This is a genomic window from Amycolatopsis camponoti (assembly GCF_902497555.1).
In the GTDB taxonomy this organism is placed as follows: domain Bacteria; phylum Actinomycetota; class Actinomycetes; order Mycobacteriales; family Pseudonocardiaceae; genus Amycolatopsis; species Amycolatopsis camponoti.
This window is the reverse complement of record NZ_CABVGP010000002.1, coordinates 3,034,268-3,050,962: the sequence shown is the minus strand read 5'-3', so window position 1 is coordinate 3,050,962 and position 16,695 is coordinate 3,034,268. Positions and strand designations below refer to the sequence as shown.

At 72.2% G+C, this 16,695-nt stretch carries 14 protein-coding genes and 1 pseudogene; 11 read left to right on the top strand and 4 right to left on the bottom strand.

Going from position 1 to position 16,695, the window contains the following annotated elements; all coding sequences use genetic code 11:
* Positions 1–95: 95 nt before the first annotated feature.
* The 3 genes from gadC to AA23TX_RS34675 are packed head-to-tail and all read left to right on the top strand — an operon-like array spanning position 96 to position 3,291.
* The gene (gene gadC, locus AA23TX_RS34685; RefSeq protein ID WP_155546917.1) at positions 96–1,574 is read left to right on the top strand and encodes a glutamate/gamma-aminobutyrate antiporter GadC; all 1,479 of its coding nucleotides are present in this window, start codon (positions 96–98) and stop codon (positions 1,572–1,574) included.
* Entirely contained in the window at positions 1,571–1,933 is a 363-nt protein-coding gene (locus AA23TX_RS34680; protein WP_155546916.1) for a hypothetical protein, read from the top strand. Before gadC ends, AA23TX_RS34680 begins: the two co-directional genes overlap by 4 nt.
* 5 nt (positions 1,934–1,938) lie before the next feature.
* On the top strand, positions 1,939–3,291 hold the full coding sequence (locus AA23TX_RS34675; protein ID WP_155546915.1) for a dipeptidase: 1,353 nt from the start codon (positions 1,939–1,941) through the stop codon (positions 3,289–3,291).
* A gap of 10 nt (positions 3,292–3,301) precedes the next feature.
* Here AA23TX_RS34675 and AA23TX_RS34670 read toward each other — a convergent pair whose 3' ends face one another.
* The gene (locus AA23TX_RS34670; RefSeq protein WP_155546914.1) at positions 3,302–5,464 is read right to left on the bottom strand and encodes a DUF6351 family protein; all 2,163 of its coding nucleotides are present in this window, start codon (positions 5,462–5,464) and stop codon (positions 3,302–3,304) included.
* Between the two features lie 182 nt (positions 5,465–5,646).
* Between AA23TX_RS34670 and AA23TX_RS34665 the strand changes: the two genes are divergently transcribed.
* Positions 5,647–6,759 (top strand): iron-containing redox enzyme family protein, encoded by a 1,113-nt coding sequence (locus AA23TX_RS34665; protein ID WP_230862889.1) that lies wholly within the window; start codon positions 5,647–5,649, stop codon positions 6,757–6,759.
* On the opposite strand, the pseudogene AA23TX_RS50485 reads toward AA23TX_RS34665, so the two are convergent.
* Positions 6,721–6,840: pseudogene (locus AA23TX_RS50485) on the bottom strand (hypothetical protein); the annotation flags it as partial. The gene AA23TX_RS34665 and the pseudogene AA23TX_RS50485 sit on opposite strands and share 39 nt — an antisense overlap.
* A gap of 48 nt (positions 6,841–6,888) precedes the next feature.
* Here AA23TX_RS50485 and AA23TX_RS34655 point away from each other — a divergent pair.
* The 7 genes from AA23TX_RS34655 (at position 6,889) to AA23TX_RS34625 (ending at position 12,644) form a co-directional block, all read left to right on the top strand.
* Positions 6,889–8,043 carry a carboxylate-amine ligase gene (locus tag AA23TX_RS34655; RefSeq protein WP_155546912.1) on the top strand — a complete coding sequence of 385 codons (1,155 nt, stop codon included), beginning with the start codon at positions 6,889–6,891 and terminating at the stop codon, positions 8,041–8,043.
* A gap of 7 nt (positions 8,044–8,050) precedes the next feature.
* Entirely contained in the window at positions 8,051–8,524 is a 474-nt protein-coding gene (locus AA23TX_RS34650; protein WP_155546911.1) for an SRPBCC family protein, read from the top strand.
* Positions 8,525–8,556: 32 nt separating this feature from the next.
* On the top strand, positions 8,557–8,994 hold the full coding sequence (locus AA23TX_RS34645) for an SRPBCC family protein (protein WP_155546910.1): 438 nt from the start codon (positions 8,557–8,559) through the stop codon (positions 8,992–8,994).
* 188 nt (positions 8,995–9,182) lie between these two features.
* Positions 9,183–10,052, top strand: coding sequence for a manganese catalase (locus tag AA23TX_RS34640; RefSeq protein ID WP_155546909.1), 870 nt, complete (start codon positions 9,183–9,185; stop codon positions 10,050–10,052).
* Positions 10,053–10,141: 89 nt separating this feature from the next.
* A complete protein-coding gene (locus tag AA23TX_RS34635) occupies positions 10,142–10,879 on the top strand; it encodes a mycothiol-dependent nitroreductase Rv2466c family protein (RefSeq protein WP_155546908.1) in 738 nt (245 codons plus the stop codon).
* Positions 10,880–10,965: 86 nt separating this feature from the next.
* Positions 10,966–11,868: an ABC transporter ATP-binding protein gene (locus AA23TX_RS34630; RefSeq protein WP_155546907.1), complete on the top strand. Its 903-nt coding sequence runs from the start codon at positions 10,966–10,968 to the stop codon at positions 11,866–11,868.
* Complete coding sequence (locus tag AA23TX_RS34625; RefSeq protein WP_155546906.1) at positions 11,865–12,644, top strand: ABC transporter permease; 780 nt, start codon at positions 11,865–11,867, stop codon at positions 12,642–12,644. Before AA23TX_RS34630 ends, AA23TX_RS34625 begins: the two co-directional genes overlap by 4 nt.
* Here the strand turns inward: AA23TX_RS34625 and AA23TX_RS34620 are convergent.
* Complete coding sequence (locus tag AA23TX_RS34620; RefSeq protein ID WP_155546905.1) at positions 12,641–13,366, bottom strand: SWIM zinc finger family protein; 726 nt, start codon at positions 13,364–13,366, stop codon at positions 12,641–12,643. The two genes, AA23TX_RS34625 and AA23TX_RS34620, sit on opposite strands and share 4 nt — an antisense overlap.
* Positions 13,359–16,385, bottom strand: a complete 3,027-nt coding sequence (locus AA23TX_RS34615; RefSeq protein WP_155546904.1) for a DEAD/DEAH box helicase — start codon at positions 16,383–16,385, stop codon at positions 13,359–13,361. The genes AA23TX_RS34620 and AA23TX_RS34615 overlap by 8 nt, the downstream gene beginning before the upstream one ends.
* Positions 16,386–16,695 lie beyond the last annotated feature (310 nt).

Sequence of the window (16,695 nt, the reverse complement as noted above, 5' to 3'; positions counted from 1 at the left end):
GCCCGCCGGTCTCGCCCGCGACGGGTGACCCGGCCGGGCCCGGCGCGGAACACGATGAGGCACCCCACCGACGTGAAGCCGGGAGGCCACCACCCATGACCGCCACGAACCGACCGCACCGGCCACCGGAGTCACCCGGGGCGTCACCGCCGGCCACCGCGGGAACCGGCCGCGCGAAACCGCCGGCCGCCGCGTGGATCTCCTGGATCGCGCTCGCGCTCATGACGACCAGTTCCGTCGCGAGCCTGCGCCCGGCGCCGACGATGGCCGTCTACGGCCTCGCCGCCGTCTTCCTCTACGTCGTCCCGGCGATCGTGTTCCTGCTGCCGACCTCCCTGGTCTCGGCCGAGCTGGCCTCCGGCTGGCCGGGCGGGGTCTACAACTGGGTGGCGCTCGGGATCTCCAAGCCGATGGGCTTCCTGGCGGTCTGGTGCCAGTTCGCGATGACGATCTTCTACTACCCGAGCCTGCTCGGGTACGTCGCGAGCACGCTCGCGTACGTCTTCGACCCGAGCCTGGCGGACAACGGGTGGTGGACCGCCGCCGTCATCGTCGTCGCCTACTGGTCGGGGGTCTGGATCTCCTCCCGCGGCACCAAGGGCGTGGCCGGGCTCGCCGGCGGCGGGCTCGTCATCGGGACCCTGGTTCCCGGCGCGCTCCTCGTGGTCCTCGGCATCGTGTTCCTGGCCCAGGGCCACCCCTCCGCCGCGCCGATGTCGGCGGACCACCTGCTCCCCGCGTGGGCCGGGCTCGCGAGCCTCGTGCTGATCGTCAACAACTTCCTGTCCTACTCCGGCATGGAGATGAACGCCGTGCACGTCTCGTCGCTGCGCGAACCGGGCAAGGAGTTCCCGCGGGCCATGTTCCTGGCGATGGGGCTGGTGCTGCTCATCTTCGTCCTGCCCGCGCTGGCGATCAGCTGGGTCATCCCCGCCGACCAGCTGTCGCTCACGGCCGGGGTGATGCAGGCCTTCGAAGCCGTGTTCACCACCTTCGGCATCCAGTGGCTGACGCCGCTGATCGGTGTCATGCTCGTCCTGGCCTCGCTCGGCGGGATGCTGACCTGGCTGGCCGGCCCGTCGAAGGGCCTGCTGCTGATCTCCCGGCAGGAGGGGTACCTGCCGCCGTTCCTGCAGCGGCTCAACAAACAGGGCGTGCAGCAGAACATCCTCGTCACCCAGGGCGTGCTCACCACGCTGATCGCCCTGTGCTACGCGTTCATCCCGGACGTCTCGAGCGCGTACTGGATCTTCTCGGTGATCACCACCCAGGTGTACCTGATCATGTACCTGCTGATGTTCGTCGCGGCGGTGCGGTTGCGGCGCAAGCACCCCGAACACCCGCGCGGGTACCGCGCGCCGATGCTGCTCGGGCTGTGCGGTGTCGGGTTCTGCGCGTCCCTCGCCGCACTGCTGGTCGGGTTCGTCCCGCCGTCCCAGTTCGGCTCGGGCAACCCGTGGATCTACCTCGGGGTCGTCGCGGGCGGCGCCCTCGGCCTCGGCCTGCTGGTGCCCTTCCTGTTCTACCGCCTGCGCAAGCCGTCGTGGCGGCTGCCGGAGGTGAGCACGTCGTGACCACTGTGGACGAACGATCGACCGGCGGGCAACGGGTGGTGGTCTACCTCGTCGTGGGGGTCGTGCTGGGCGGCCTCCTGGTGGCCGGGTACCTGCTCTTCCACTCCGCCCGGGTCTCCGCCGAAGCCGAGGCGAAGGCCGACCTGCTCGTCTCGCGGCTGGCCCAGGCGGGTGCGCGGACGCCGTCGCGGGACCAGGTCGTCCGGCTGCTCGGCACGGACGGCGGCTCGACCTGCGCCGACCCGGGCGCGACGCCCACGCCCGGGGCCCGCCGGGTGCTTTCGCCCGAAGCCGCGGCGCGCGCACAGCGGCTCGTCATCGAAATCTATTGTCCCGAGAAGCTCGCGACGGGCGGGTGAGCGCGATGGACCTCCGTGCCCGCGTGAACGGGCTCATGCCACGAGCGCGCGAAGACCTCGCCGACCTCGTCGCGATCCCCTCCGTCGCGGACCCGCGGCAGTTCCCACCCGAAGAGTGCCGGCGGGCCGCGGCCTGGGTGGCCGGCGCGTTCGCGGACACCGGGTTCGACACCCGGGTGGCGGACACCCCAGACGGCAGCCAGGCCGTGCTCGGTTTCCGTTCGTGCGGCCGGGAAAACGCGCCGACGGTGCTCCTCTACGCGCACTACGACGTCCAGCCGCCGCTGGACCCCGGCGCCTGGCGGACACCGCCGTTCCGGCTGACCGAGGTGGACGGCCGCTGGTACGGGCGCGGCGCGGCCGACTGCAAGGGCAACATCCTCATGCACCTCACGGCGTTGCGCGCGCTCGGCGACGACCTGCCGGTCGACCTCAAGCTGGTCGTCGAAGGTTCGGAGGAGCAGGGCACCGGCGGTCTGGAGGCGTTCGTCCCGGAGCACGCCGACCTCCTGCGGGCGGACGCGATCCTGGTGTGCGACACCGGGAACGTCGCGGTCGGGCGGCCCGCCGTCACGGTCAGCCTGCGTGGCATGGTCAACGTCGTCGTCTCCGTCGAGGCGCTGCCGTCCGAGCTGCACTCCGGCATGTTCGGCGGCCCCGCCCCGGACGCGCTGGCCGCTTTGGTGTCGGTGCTGGCCTCCTTGCGTGACGCCGACGGCGCCACGACCGTCGACGGCCTGCCCGGCGACGGCCGCTGGTCCGGCGCCCCCTACCCGGCGGCCCAGTTCCGGGCGGACGCGGGACTGTCCCCCGACGCCGCCCTGCTCGGTGCCGACGGTGATGCCGGCGTCGCGGACATGCTGTGGGCCCGGCCGGCGCTGACGGTGCTCGGCATCGACTGCCCGCCGGTCGTCGGCTCCGCCGCGGCCATCACCCCGCGGGCCAGGGCCAGGCTGAACCTCCGCATCCCACCCGGCATCGAGCCGCACGAAGCGGCGCGCGCCCTGACCGAGCACCTGATCGCGGCCACCCCGCGCGGCGCCCGCCTGTCGGTGGCGATCGAGGCGAGCGGCCGCCCGTTCCGCCCGGCCACCCACGGCCTCGCCCACCACGTGCTGGGCGAGGCCATGCGGACCGCGTACGGGACCCCGATGAGCCGGCTCGGGCAGGGCGGGTCGATCCCGCTGTGCACGGTCTTCGCCGAAACCTACCCGGACGCGGAGATTCTCCTCATCGGCGTCGAGGAACCGCGGTCGCGCATCCACGCGCCCAACGAAAGCGTGGCACCCCAGGAGATCGCGGCCATGGCGCTGACCGAAGCGCTGTTCCTGCGCGGTTACGGGAACCCGCCCGGCTGACCCGCCTCCGTCACCACACCTTCGTCGGCGGGGTGGTGCCGGTCCGTTCGTCGCCGTAGCTCAGCCAGGTCCCGATCGGGGCGCGCTGCCCGACGCCCGGACGGCCGTAGTCGCACACCCCGCCGGGGAACGTCGCGCGCAACCGCTGCCGTTCCGCGGCGGTGAAGGCGACCGGGTAGTCGCGGAAGTCGAGCGGCTTCAGCCGGCATTTCAGCACATCGAGGGCCAGGCTCTCCCCCGCGACCATCCGGGTGTTGGCCGCCACCGGGTACTGCGCGCCGCACTGGCCGCTCGCCGGGTACGTCAGCTTCTCGGTGATGCGCGACGCGGCCGAGAGGTAACACCCGTCGCCGAGATCGGCCGGCCGGTTCGCCAGCACCTTCTGCTGGGGGCTCCGGTGCGAGCGGTCCGCGTCGATCGCGGTCAGCCAGCGGTCCATCGCGCCCAGCTCGTAGACGCTGGCGGCCGCCGCTTCGGCCGGGGTGGCGTGGTTTTCGATGATGACCTGGTTGGCCGCCGTGCCGTTGGCCCGCAGAAGCCGTTGCCGCATCACGTAAGACCACTCGGTGGTGTGAATGTCGTTGCCGAACCCGGCGAGGTCGAGATCGGTCCGCTGGTCGATGATCGGCGTCTCCCGCAGGCCCTGCGACGCCGAGTTCATGATGTCGTCGGCATAAACCGCGCTGAGCGCCTTCGGATCGGCCGCGATCCGCTGCGCCACGGGCTTTCCGGTGTAGTCGAGACCGCCGATGCCGGCGTTGAGGTCGGTGAACTGCGCCGCGGTGATCTTCCCGGCCTTCAGCGCGGCCAGGCCGTACTGCACGCCGGTGGTGTCCAGCGGGCTGCGCACGAACCCGGTCTTCGGGTCCCGCCCGATCTGGTTCACCAGCTGCTCGTTGGAGTTGCACTTCACCCCGCGCGGGTTGGTGACCGGGTCCCACCGCGCCGCGACCGGGATCGCCGCGTTGCAGCTGCCGGTCGCGGTCGCGCGGCTGGCGAAGGTCAGGTTCCAGGAGACGCAGGAGTCGTAGCTGGCGAAGCCCGCGACGGCCTGCTTCTGCGCCGCGGTGAACGACGCGCCCGGCCCGGCGAAGTACTGCTCGAGCAGGCGGCAGTCCGACACCGGCCCGCCGACGCTCAGCGGGTCCGGGAACGAGACGCCGGGGATGATGCCGTCGACGATGCCGGGGTAGTTCTCGGCGATGTCGTACTGCTGGATCGCCCCGCCCGAGCCACCCCAGCCGATGGTGTGGGCGACCGGGCCGTAGGTCTCGATGAAGTGCTCCTTGACCATCATCGCCGCTTCGGCCGAGATGATCGGGCTGCAGTTGGTGTCGAGCACGTTCAGGGTCGACGACGCGACCGCGTAGCCCTGGGCCAGGAACAGGTCGTTGACGACCCCGCCGGTCGCGGCGCCCTGGTGGTAGCCCGCGTTGCAGCCGCCGCCGAAGGTGTAGACCAGCTTCCCGTTCCAGCCGGCGTCCGGGGCGACGGGCGACGGCGCGCCGTCGTAGAGCACCGCCATCTCGTAGACGGCGCGGTCGATCGTGCCGCGCTCGACGCGGACCACGTACGGCACCGCGTGTCCGTTGACCGTGGCCGTCGCGAGGTCCGCGGGCCGGGTCGCCGGGTCCGCCAGCGGCGCGAACGCCCCGGCGGTGGTCTTGTACTGGTAGCTCACCTGCGTCGGCGCGCTGCAGAGGGGCTGGGAGGCCGCGGGCAGGCCGAACGCCTGGGTTTCGCAGTAGAACGGGTGCTGCTGCGCGCCGGAGAAGACGGGCCCGGTGATCGGGTGGTTGGTGACGCGCAGGTTCGCCCGCTGGTCCGGGCCGGGTCCGCCGGCCCGGGCGCTCAGGTCGTTGACGCCGTCGCGCAGGCCGGTCACCAGGCCGAGCAGGCTGCCGTCCGGCTGGGTGCGGAAGCTCGACGTGACGTCGTGGCCGTTGCCGCTGACGGTGACCCGCCCGGCGTGCGTCCGCTCCGGCGGGACGACCCTGACCAGGACCTGTCCCCCGCTGACGAGGGACGGCCGCGGGTTCGAGACCGTCTCGATCGTCAGCTGCCGCCCCGGTGGCGAGCCGGGCGCGGCCACCGCGCTCGCGGTCCCCAGCAGGAGGACGGGCGCGGTCAGGGCCGCCACCACGGCGGATGAGCGCAAAGCACGGTTCGCCACCAGACACTCCGCTCGCTTGGGCATCGCGTCGTCGCGACACCGGGCAGCTGCCGGTATAGCACCTGCGGGCCGGCCGGAACAACGGTGCCGCGGGGTCCGCCGTTCCTCTTCGGCCGCTCGTCCGGCCACGCGTGAAGAGCGTCCGAATGGGTATCCGGGGCGCCCAGTGATCAGGAGGTTCCATGTTCTTGCCCCACCCCCGCGGCCCGTTGAGCACCGCGGTCGCCCACCGGCTCCTCGGCGGGAAGCCGGACGACACCGACGGCGGTCCCCTGCCGGGCTTCGCGGAGCTGCCGGTGCTGCACGACGACGATCTGCAGCTCACGCTGTGGATCTGCTACGAACTCGGCTACCGCGGCTTCGACGACGTCGACCCGGGCTGGGAGCACACGCCGTTCGTCGACCGCGTCAGACGGGAGGCGGAGAAGCGCTGGCTGGCGGGGCTGCGCGAGCTCGTGCCCACGGTCGCCGTGCGGCCCGAGGACGTGCCGAAAGCGCTCCTCGAGCTGGTCCGGAACGACGACGGGCCCTCGCTGGCGAAGTTCCTGCAGCGCCGCGCTTCGGCCGGGCAGTTCCGCGAGTTCGTCGTGCACCGCTCGGTTTACCACCTCAAGGAAGCGGATCCGCACAGCTGGGCCATTCCCCGCCTGTCCGGCGCCGCCAAGGTGGCCCTCCTGGAGATCCAGTCCGACGAGTACGGCGACGGCAGGCTGGAGCGCATGCACTCCGAGCTGTTCCGCGCCACCATGCGCGGGCTCGGGCTCGACGACGCCTACGGCCACTACATCGACGACGTCCCCGCCGTGACGCTCGCGGTGAGCAACCTGATGTCGCTGTTCGGCTTCCACCGGCGCTGGCTCGGCGCCACGCTCGGGCACCTGGCCGCGTTCGAGATGACCTCGTCGCTGCCGAACCGCCGCTACGGCAACGGATTGCGCCGGCTCGGCGGTGACGCCGACGCGACGCGGTTCTTCGACGTGCACGTCGAAGCCGACGCCGTCCACGAGCAGATCGCCGCCCACGATCTCTGCGGCACGTTCGCCCGCGAGAATCCGGCCGCCGCGGCCGACGTCGTCTTCGGCGCGGCGTGCGGGCTCGCGGTGGACGCCGAGTTCGCCCGGATGCTGCTGACGCGCTGGGAAGACGGCCGGTCTTCGCTGCGCTCAGCGGCCACCCCGGGCCCGGAAGCCGCGGACCTTGTGCGTTCCGTCGCAGAAGGGTTTGACGGCCGAGAGGCCGCACCGGCACAGCGCGACGGTGCTCCGGCCGGGATCGATGACCTCGCCGTCCGGTGAGCGGATTTCGAAGTCGCCGCGCAGCAGCAGCGGGCCGTCTTCGTACGGGGTGACGGTGGCGCGTGTCGTGTCGTCGTTCACCGGCCCCGGGTACCCCGCCCGGTGCCCGGCCAAGCCAGGAGGCCGGCGATGACGGCCGGCAGCACCGTAGGCATCGAAACCGTGGGCGTCGAAGAGGAGTTCCTCATCGTCGACGCCGCCACCCGGCGACCGGCGTCCCGGGCGACGGCGATCCTCGCCCGTCTCCCGGACGACGGCACGTTCGTGCCCGAGCTGTACCAGTCGCAGGTCGAAGCGGTCACCGGCGTGCACACCGACCTGCGCGACGTCGGCCGGGCGCTGCGCGTCCAGCGCGCGGTGCTGGCCGGCGCCGCGCAGGAGGAAGACGCGCTGGTCGTGCCGCTCGGCACGCCGCCGCTGGCCGGGGACCGGCCCCGGCTGACCGGCAGCCCGCGCCACCACGCCATCGGGGACACCTACCGGGGTGTCCTCGCCGGCTACGAGACCTGCGGCTGCCACGTCCACGTCGGCGTCCCCGACCGGGCGCACGCCGTCGCCGTCGTCGATCACCTGCGGCCCCGGCTGCCGACGTTGCTCGCGCTGTCCGGGAACTCCGCCGTCCACCACGGACAGCACACCGGTCACCAGAGCTGGCGCGTGATCCAGCAGGCCCCGCTGCCCGGTGGGGGCATCCCGCCCCGCTTCGGCGACCTCGGCGCCTACGAACGCTGCCTCGGGCGCCTGGTGGACAGCGGCGTCCTCGTCGACGACCGGATGACGTTCTGGGCCGCCCGGCCGTCGGCGGCGCACCCGACCGTCGAAGTGCGGATCGCCGACGTCGCCCGGACGGTCGACGAAGCCCTCCTGCAGGTGGCGCTCACCCGGGCCCTGGTCCGCACCGCACTCGCCGACCTCGGCCGCGGCGTCGAAGCGCCCGATGTGGACGGTCAGCTCGCCGCCGCGGCGTTGTGGACCGCCGCGCGCCACGGCATCCACGGACCGGGCGTCGATCCCCTGACCGGCCGGCGCGTCCCGGCCACGGCCCTGCTCCACGAACTGGTGAACCACGTCCGGCCGGCGCTGGCCGCCGCCGGCGACGAAGCGGTCACCCAGGCGCTGCTCCGGCGGGTCGTCGCCGGGGAAACCGGGGCCGAGCGCCAGGTCCGGGTGGCGCGCGACGGCCCCGGCGCGATCGTCGACGACGCCGCGCTCGCGCGTTTGTCCCCCGGCGAAGGGGGTAGCCGGGAAGCAGTCGCTCATTCCCCCGCACCCCCGAGGAGCTGATCCGCGCATGAGCACGATCACCAAGTCCGTCGACGTCGACGCCGATGTGACCACGGTCTACAACCAGTGGACCCAGTTCGCCGACTTCCCCCGGTTCATGGAAGGCGTCGACCACATCGAGCAGCGTGACGCCACCCACACGCACTGGACAGTCAGTGTCGCCGGCGTCACCCGCGAGTTCGACGCGACGATCACCGAGCAGAACCCGGACGAGCGGGTCGCGTGGAAGTCCGACTCGGGCCCCGACCACGCCGGTGTCGTCACCGTGCACCGCCTCGACGACACCAGCACCCGGGTCACCGTGCAGATGGACGTCGACCCGGAGGGTTTCGTGGAGAACGTCGCCGACAAGCTCGGCATCCTCGACCGCCGGGTCCAGGGCGACCTCGACCGGTTCAAGACGTTCATCGAGACCCGCGACGGCCACGAGACGGGCGCGTGGCGCGGCGACGTCGACCGCCCCGGCCAGCGCACCGACTGACCCGGAAGACACCCACCAGGCAAGGAGCCCCCATGGTCGATGTCACCCGCAGCTTCGACGTCGCCGCACCGCCGGAGCGGGTGCTGGACTACCTGAAGAACTTCGCCAACGCCGAAGAATGGGACCCCGGAACGGTTTCCTGCGAACCGCTCGTCGAAGGCCCGGTCGAGGTCGGTTCCCGGTGGCGCAACGTCTCGAAGATCGCGGGCATCGAGACCGAGCTGACGTACGAGCTGACCCGGCTCGAGCCGGGCCGGGTGGTGTTCGTGGGCCGCAACGACACCGCGACCTCCACCGACGACATCGGCGTCACCGCGGCGAACGGATCGGGAACGACGATCACTTACCACGCGACTATCGAATTCAGCGGAGCCGCGAAACTGGCGGCGCCGCTGACGAAGATCGTGTTCGAAAAAGTGGGCGCCGACACGGAGAAGAGCCTCGTTCAGGTCTTCGGCGCCCCCGCCTGAGCTGAATTCGCAGCGCCACAGAAGAAAACCGCGTGGGTGAAGGTCATGCCTTCACCCACGCGGTTTTCCGCGTCCGCAAGGAAATCCCGCGCATTTCGAAGCCACGGTTAACCGCCCGCTAACCGGGAATCAGAGCAGCGACCGCCGATGTCCGGCGGAACCCCATCTGCGAAGACGGAGGGACCACCGTGTTCCGTCACACGAAGCTGCTGCAGTTCGAAGCCAAGCCCGAAAAGCCCGACGCCGTGTACGCCCACAAGCTCCAGGAGCTCATCGGCGGCGCCTTCGGCGAAATGAGCGTCACGATGCAATACCTGTTCCAGGGCTGGAACTGCCGCATCGAAGGCAAGTACAAGGACCTCATCATGGACACCGCGACCGAGGAGATCGGGCACGTCGAAATGCTCGCCACCATGGTCGCCCGCCTCCTCGAAGGCGCGCCCGCCACGGCCACCGCCGCCGCCGTGAAGGACCCGGTGATGGCCGCGATGATCGGCGGCATGGACGTCCAGCAGACGATCGTCGCCGGCGGCGGCGCGCTTCCGGCCGACAGCAACGGAACCCCGTGGAACGGCAAGTACATCGTCGCTTCCGGCAACCTGCTGGCCGACTTCCGCGCCAACGTCGCCGCCGAGGCGCAGGGCCGCCTGCAGACCGCCCGGCTGTACAACATGACCGACGACCCGGGCGTCAAGGCGATGCTGCAGTTCAACCTTGCCCGCGACACCGTGCACCAGAAGCAGTGGCTGGCCGCGATCGAAGAGCTGAAGGCCGACGGCCTCGAGGACGAAATCGCGCCCAACGCGCTCCTCGACGAGGAGGACCAGAAGCACAACAACACCATCTGGCACCTCTCGGACGGCCCGGACGGAGCCAAGGGCGGCTGGACCACCGAGGCCGGCATCGAGTACCTGATGGACCCCGAACCCCTCGGCGGCCCGGGAACGGCACCGAAGCCCGACCCCGCGCTGTACGGCACGTACGCCCCGCTCCAGGACGCCAAGGGCACCGTGAAGGGCAAGGTCAAAGCCGCCAAGACCAAGAGCAAGAAGAGCTGACCCGCAACGCCCGGCCGGTCCCGTTCGCGGGAGCGGGACCAGCCGCGGCCGGCGCACACCCTCACCGCCGGCGACCTAGGATCGCGGGCATGAGCACCGGTTCAGCGGACCACGCCGACATCGACTTCTACTTCGACCCCATCTGCCCGTTCGCCTGGATGACGAGCAAGTGGATCCGGATCGTCCAGGCGCAGCGCGACTACTCCGTCGACTGGCGGTTCATCTCCCTGCGCCTCATCAACTCGCACCTCGACTACAACACCCACTTCCCCGAGGACTACCCCGCGCAGCACACCGCGGGCCTGCGGCTGCTGCGGGTGGCGTCGGCGGCACGCGAGCAGCACGGCCGCGAGGCGATCGGCCCGCTCTACGCCGCCTTCGGCGCGCGCATCTTCGAGGCCGAGCCCGTCGAAGGGCGGTCTCCCGGCTGGCAGGGCACTCCCGGTCTGGCCGCCGACGCGCTCGCCGAAGCCGGCCTGCCGGCCTCGCTCGTCGACGCGCTCGAGGACACCTCGCGTGACGCCGGGATCCAGGCGGAGTCCGACGAGGCGTTGTCGTTGACGGGCAAGGACGTCGGCACGCCGATCGTCCACTTCGAACCGCCGGCGGGCGTCGCCTTCTTCGGGCCGGTGATCAGCCGGCTGCCCGACGAGGAGCAGGCCGGGCAGCTGTGGGACCACGTCGTCGGCCTCGCCCGGTTCCCCGGCTTCGCCGAGCTCAAGCGGAGCCTGCGCGAGCGTCCGCAACTGCCGTCCTTCGGCGTCACGGCGCGGGAGACGGGCAAGACCGAAGACTGGCACGCCGGCAGCCGCAGGCTCAAGAAGTAGCTCGCCCCGGGGAGGCGTACAGTACGGAACGGTGTGCCGGGAAGCCTGGTCGGCGAGAAGATCGCCGTGCGAGGAAAGGGCTTCCCGTGACCACGATCGCCGCCACCGAGCTGACCAAGCGCTACCGCGACGTCGTCGCCGTCGACCGGCTCTCGCTGCGCGTTCCGCCCGGGGAGATCTACGCGCTGCTGGGGCTCAACGGCGCCGGCAAGACCACCACCATCCGGATGCTGCTCGGCATGGTCCGGCCGACGAGCGGCACGGTCTCCCTGCTGGGCACCCCGGTCCGCCCGGCCGCGCGCGCGGTGTGGTCGCGGGTCGGCTACCTCGTCGAGACCCCCGCCGCGTACCCGGAGCTGACGGTCGCCGAGAACCTCGCCGTCGCCGCCCGCCTGCGCGGGCTCGGCGACGCTCCGGTCGGAGAGGTGATCGCGCGGCTCGGGCTCGAGCCCTACGCCACCCGGCGGGCCCGCACGCTGTCGCTGGGGAACGCCCAGCGGCTCGGCCTGGCCAAGGCGCTGCTGCACCGGCCTGAGCTGCTGGTCCTCGACGAGCCGGCGAACGGCCTCGACCCCGCGGGCGTCGCCGAGATCCGCGCGCTGCTGCACGACCTCGCCCGCGAGGGGGTGACGGTCCTGCTGTCCAGCCACATCCTCACCGAGGTCGCCCGGCTGGCCGGCCGCATCGGCGTCCTCGACCGCGGCCGGCTCGTCTGGGAAGGCGCCACCTCCGACCTGGTCGCGCGGGCGCGGCCCCGCCTGCGCGTCGCCGTCCGGGACCGGGTGGCGGGGGCGGCGGCCCTGCACGCCGCCGGCTACCGCGCCGAGGACACCGGCGAACCCGGGTTCGTCCTGAGCGAGGACACCGCGATCCGGCGTCCCGACGACGTCGCCGCGCTCCTGGCCGCAGCGGGCTGCCCACCGACCCGGCTCGCCGTCGAACAGGACGACCTCGAGACCTGCTTCCTGCGCCTGGTCGGCACGCCGTGAGGGGCGCACTGTGGGCCGAGGTCCTGAAGGCGCGCCGCTCCCGGCTGCCGTGGGTGACCGTGCTGGCCTTCACCGTCGCCGGGGTGTTCGGCACGCTGGTCATGTTCGTCCTGCAGGACCTGTCCCGGGCGAGGGCGCTCGGCCTGCTGGGCACGAAGGCGTCGCTCACCGGCGGCAGCGCCGACTGGCCGGCCTCCTTCGCCCTGCTGGCCCAGATCGTCGCGGTCGGCGGCGTGGGGGTCTTCGGGCTCGTCGTGATCTGGCTGTTCGGCCGGGAGTTCAGCCAGCACACGATCAAGGACCTGCTCGCGCTGCCGACGGCCCGCACCACGGTCGTCGGCGCCAAGTTCGCCGTCGCGGCGCTGTGGTGCCTGGCACTGGCCGGCTACCTCTTGCTGCTCGGCCTGCTCCTGGGAACCACCATCGGACTGCGCGGCTGGTCGGCCGCCGTCGCGGCCCGCGGCCTCGGCGAGGTCCTCGCGACCGCGGTCATGACCATCCTGCTGGTGACGCCGTTCGCGTTCGCCGCCAGCCTCGGCCGGGGCTACCTCGCCGGGGTCGCGGCCCTGATCACCGCCGTCTTCCTGGCCCAGGTCGTCGCGCTCGTCGGCTACGGCCGCTACTTCCCCTGGTCCGTCCCCGCGCTGTTCACCGGGCTGGCCGGTCCCGGCCACGACCCGCCCGGCGTCGTCGGATACCTCCTGGTGCTCCTCGTCGGGGCGACCGGCGTCGCCACCACCGCGGCCTGGTGGCGCGGCGCCGACCAGGACCGCTAACTGCCGTCCGCGAGTGCCCGGTACACCGGCCGGAGCAGGTCGGCGACGTTTTCGCCGCCCACCGTGATCGCGAACGGCGGGGCCTGGTCCAGCAGCGCGTCGAACGACGTCCGCGGCCCGTGCAACGGCGCCGCGCCGCCCAGGCCCGGGGCCGGGCCGCACTCGAAGAAGGTGTCCATGACCTCGGTCAAGGCCGGAGACCGGTCGTCGGGGTCGAGCGGCTCGGCGGAGATGAGCCGGTTCTTCAGCTCCTCCAGCAGCGCTTCGCGGGTCCGGCCGCGCAGGGCGAGCACGGTGAACGGATCGTCGTCGACCCGCGCCACGAGCGCGGTGAACACGGCGTTCAGGTGGCCGCACGGCACCTCGACGGCCGGGCAGGTGCAGTCCAGGGACACCTCCCGCGCCGACGACGGGAACAGCGGCAGCCGGACCGCCTTGAAGATCTGTTCGACGTCGCGGGGCAGCTCACCGCGGAGCAGCAGAACCGTGAGCGACGCTTTCGCGGCGAGGGCGTGGGTGATCGCCGCCCAGTCCGCTTTCCCGAACGCCGTCAGCCCGATGCGCACCTGGCGAGGGCGGCCGTCGTGCACCTCGGCGTCGACGCGCCCGGCGCCGACTTCCATGGACACGACGCGACCTTGGCCCGGCGCGGGCAGGAGGACGCCGATCGCCGTCAGCGCACGGATGAACCGGGTCGGCCACCAAGGGAGCGGATCAGTCATCGATCGCCTCCTCCCCCAGGGTGAGCACGCCGCGCAGCGCGTCCGTGGACAGCTCGGTGAGCCAGCTTTCGCCCTCGCCGACGACCAGGCCCGCGAGCGCGCGCTTCCGGGCGATCAGGGTGTCGATGCGTTCCTCGATGGTGCCGGGACAGACGAACTTCCGGACCTGGACGTTCCGTCCCTGCCCGATCCGGAACGCCCGGTCGGTGGCCTGGTTCTCCACCGCCGGGTTCCACCAGCGGTCCAGGTGCAGGACCTGGCTGGCGGCGGTCAGCGTGAGCCCGGAGCCGCCGGCTTTGAGCGAGAGCAAGAGGATCCGCGGCCCGTCGCCGGCTTGGAAGCGTTCCACGATCGCGTCTCGCGCTCCCTTGGCCAGGCCACCGTGCAAAAACGCGACCTCGACGCCGAGCCGGTCCGCCAGGTGGGGCACGAGCAGGTGGCCGAATTCGGTGTACTGCGTGAAGCACAGCACCCGATCGCCCGACGCCAGGATTTCCGTCAGGATCTCTTCGAGGCGGACGACCTTGCCGGAGCGCCGCCCGATCGGGGAACCGTCGTGCAGCAGGTGCGCGGGGTGGTTGCAGACCTGCTTGAGCTTCGTGATCGCGGCGAGGATGTTGCCCCGGCGCTTGATGCCCTGGCTGTTCTCGATCTTCTTCATCATCTCGTCGACGATCGCGGCGTACAGCGTCCCCTGTTCGCGGGTGAGCCGGTACTCCTGCGTGATTTCGAGCTTTTCGGGAAGCTCGGGAACGATCGCGGGGTCCGTCTTCACCCGGCGCAGCAGGTACGGCTGCGTGAGGCGGCGCAGCGCTGCGGCCGTAGCGGTGTCGCCGCCGCGCTCGATCGGGGCCGCGAACCGCTGCCGGAACTCGAACCTGCTGCCGAGCAGCCCGGGGTTGAGCAGGTCCAGCACCGACCACAGGTCCGCCAGCCGGTTCTCCACCGGGGTGCCCGTCAGCGCGAGCCGGTGCCCGGCCGGGAACCGCCGCACGGCCTTGGCCGTCGCGGTGTCGGCGTTCTTGATGGCGTGCGCTTCGTCGAGCACCAGGCGTCGCCAGGCGACCTTCGCGAGTTCGTCGGCGTCACGGGCGGCGGTGGCGTAGGTCGTGACGACGAGGTCGGCCGCGGCAACCTGCTCGGCGAGCGTGTCGCCGTGCGCGCGGGCGCTGCCGTGGTGGGCGTGGACGCGCAGGCCCGGGGCGAACTTCGCCGCCTCCCGCTGCCACATGCCGACCAGCGACATCGGGCACAGCACCAGCGTCGGACGGCGATCACCGGCCGCTCGCTCGACGGCCTCGAGCGCGAGCGTCTGGACGGTCTTGCCGAGGCCCATGTCGTCGGCCAGGCACGCACCGAGCCCGAGTGCCGACATGAACGCCAGCCAGGCGACCCCCCGCTGCTGGTAGGGGCGCAGGGTGGCGCGGAACGACGGCGGCAGCTCGACCGGCCGTAGCGTCCGGTGGACCCGCTCGGCCAGGATGTCCCCGACCCAGCCGTCGGCGCTGACGTCGGTGACCGGGAGCGGCGCCTCCCGCGTGAGGTGGACGAGCGCCAGCAGCTCGGCCGCGGTGGGGCGTTGACCGCGCCGATGGGGGTCGCGGCGCAGGAATTCGAGACCGGCGCGGAGCCGGTCGGCGTCGACGCTGATCCACCGGCCCCGCAGCCGCACCAACGGTGTCTTCGCCGCGACGAGCTTCGCCAGGGTTTCCTCGCCGATTTCGTCGTCGCCCACCGCGATCGACCAGCGGAACCCGCCCAGCTCGTCGCGGCCCACCCGGCTGCGGGCGACGACCTGCTCCGACGGCGTGCCGCGGACGGAGAGCCGCAGCCCGAGCCGGCGCCTGCCGTCCCAGGTGGCCGGGAGCTGCACTTCGAACCCGGCCTCGACCAGCCGGTTCGCGCCCGAGGTGAGGAACCGCTCGGCTTCCTCGACGGTCAGGTCGTACTCGGACGGCTGCGTCCTGCGCAGCGCCGGCGCCAGCATCGGTTCCACCAGCGCGGCCCGGCCCAGCTCGGCGGCGAACAACCCTCTCGGGTCCCTGACCAGCCCGTTCGCCTCGCCCGACCAGATCTGCCCGGCTGAGAGCAGCAGGCTCGGATCGGCCGTCGCGCGCAGGAGGAACCGCAGCTGCCACTTGGTGCCGTCGCCGGTCTGGTCGTCGGGATCGTCCTCGTCGTCGGCCGGCTGACGCAGGGTGGCGACCTCGGCCAGCCGGAAGCACGCCCGGCCGTCGACGACGTCGGTGTCGGCGACCTCATCCCACTTCGCGACGGCGCCGGCCACGACCCCGAGCTCGTCGAGCGGCAGCTCGACCCGGGGATCGCCGCCCTGCAGAGCGGACAGCCACACGCCGGCCGCGCCCCGGTCGCCGCGCAGGTCGACGGGCGGATCCGCCCGCGCCAGCCGGTCCCGGACCGCCGCGTCGACCAGGGTGTGCAGGGCATCGGTGACGAGCGCGCGCGGCGAGGCCCCGGTGAGCGGCGCGATCTGCTCGGCCCGCCCGACCGGCGGCATGGCCGCGACCAGCGCGTCGAACGCGACGAAGTCGACGCCCTGGAGCACGGGCCGCCACCGGGCCTCCGCCGCGTCGCCCTGGCGGACCAGCGTCGGCAGCACCCGCCCGCGTCGCACCAGATCCGCGGCCAGGCGGGCCACCGCCCGCAGGTAGGTGACCGAAGCGCCGTACGAGGCGGCGTCGTCGAGGTCGTCCAGCTCGGACGCGTCCACGATCAAGGCTGGCACCGACCAGGGCCGCAGTGTCGGGCCACGCCTTTTGCCGGACGTCGCCGCCGCCTCGGAGGAAGCGAGCGGCCGATTCGCCCGCGACGGCAGCAGCAAGGTCGCCGAGGTGGGCTTGCCGGGGTGCAGGGCGGTCAGGTTCGCGCTGGAGACGGCGAACGGATGCGGAAGCGCGATCTGCGCCGAGCGACTCGCCGTGCCGGCCGGGCGCCGGTCGTGCTCCGCCCAGAGCACCAGCCCCCGGCCCGGCGACCACAGAGCATGCACCAGGGGCAAGGTCTGTGGCTCCTTCATCCGATCCGGCATCCCCCAGATCGTCGCACGGCAGACGGAGAGGGTGCCGCGGGACCCGTTGCCGGCAACCTGCGCGGCCGCCTGAGCGGAACCGGATCCGGCAAAGCCGAGGGATTGCCAGACGGTGCCGCTTTCCGAACATCAACGACCACCATTTCCCAATTTGCGGAAAATTGATCACGAAAATTCTCGAACGCACACGCCAAGCGCTTGAACAGTAACTTTTATGGCCGCCAACCTGGGTTCGACAACGCAGATTTCCTCACTGCACCCTTCCAGGCCACCTCTCAAA

Coding starts and splice junctions, on each gene's coding strand:
- AA23TX_RS34620 (WP_155546905.1), bottom strand. CDS start 13,366: ATGACTGATCCGCTCCCTTGGTGGCCGACCCGGTTCATCCGTGCGCTG.
- gadC (WP_155546917.1), top strand. CDS start 96: ATGACCGCCACGAACCGACCGCACCGGCCACCGGAGTCACCCGGGGCG.
- AA23TX_RS34675 (WP_155546915.1), top strand. CDS start 1,939: ATGGACCTCCGTGCCCGCGTGAACGGGCTCATGCCACGAGCGCGCGAA.
- AA23TX_RS34650 (WP_155546911.1), top strand. CDS start 8,051: ATGAGCACGATCACCAAGTCCGTCGACGTCGACGCCGATGTGACCACG.
- AA23TX_RS34655 (WP_155546912.1), top strand. CDS start 6,889: ATGACGGCCGGCAGCACCGTAGGCATCGAAACCGTGGGCGTCGAAGAG.
- AA23TX_RS34635 (WP_155546908.1), top strand. CDS start 10,142: ATGAGCACCGGTTCAGCGGACCACGCCGACATCGACTTCTACTTCGAC.
- AA23TX_RS34665 (WP_230862889.1), top strand. CDS start 5,647: ATGTTCTTGCCCCACCCCCGCGGCCCGTTGAGCACCGCGGTCGCCCAC.
- AA23TX_RS34645 (WP_155546910.1), top strand. CDS start 8,557: ATGGTCGATGTCACCCGCAGCTTCGACGTCGCCGCACCGCCGGAGCGG.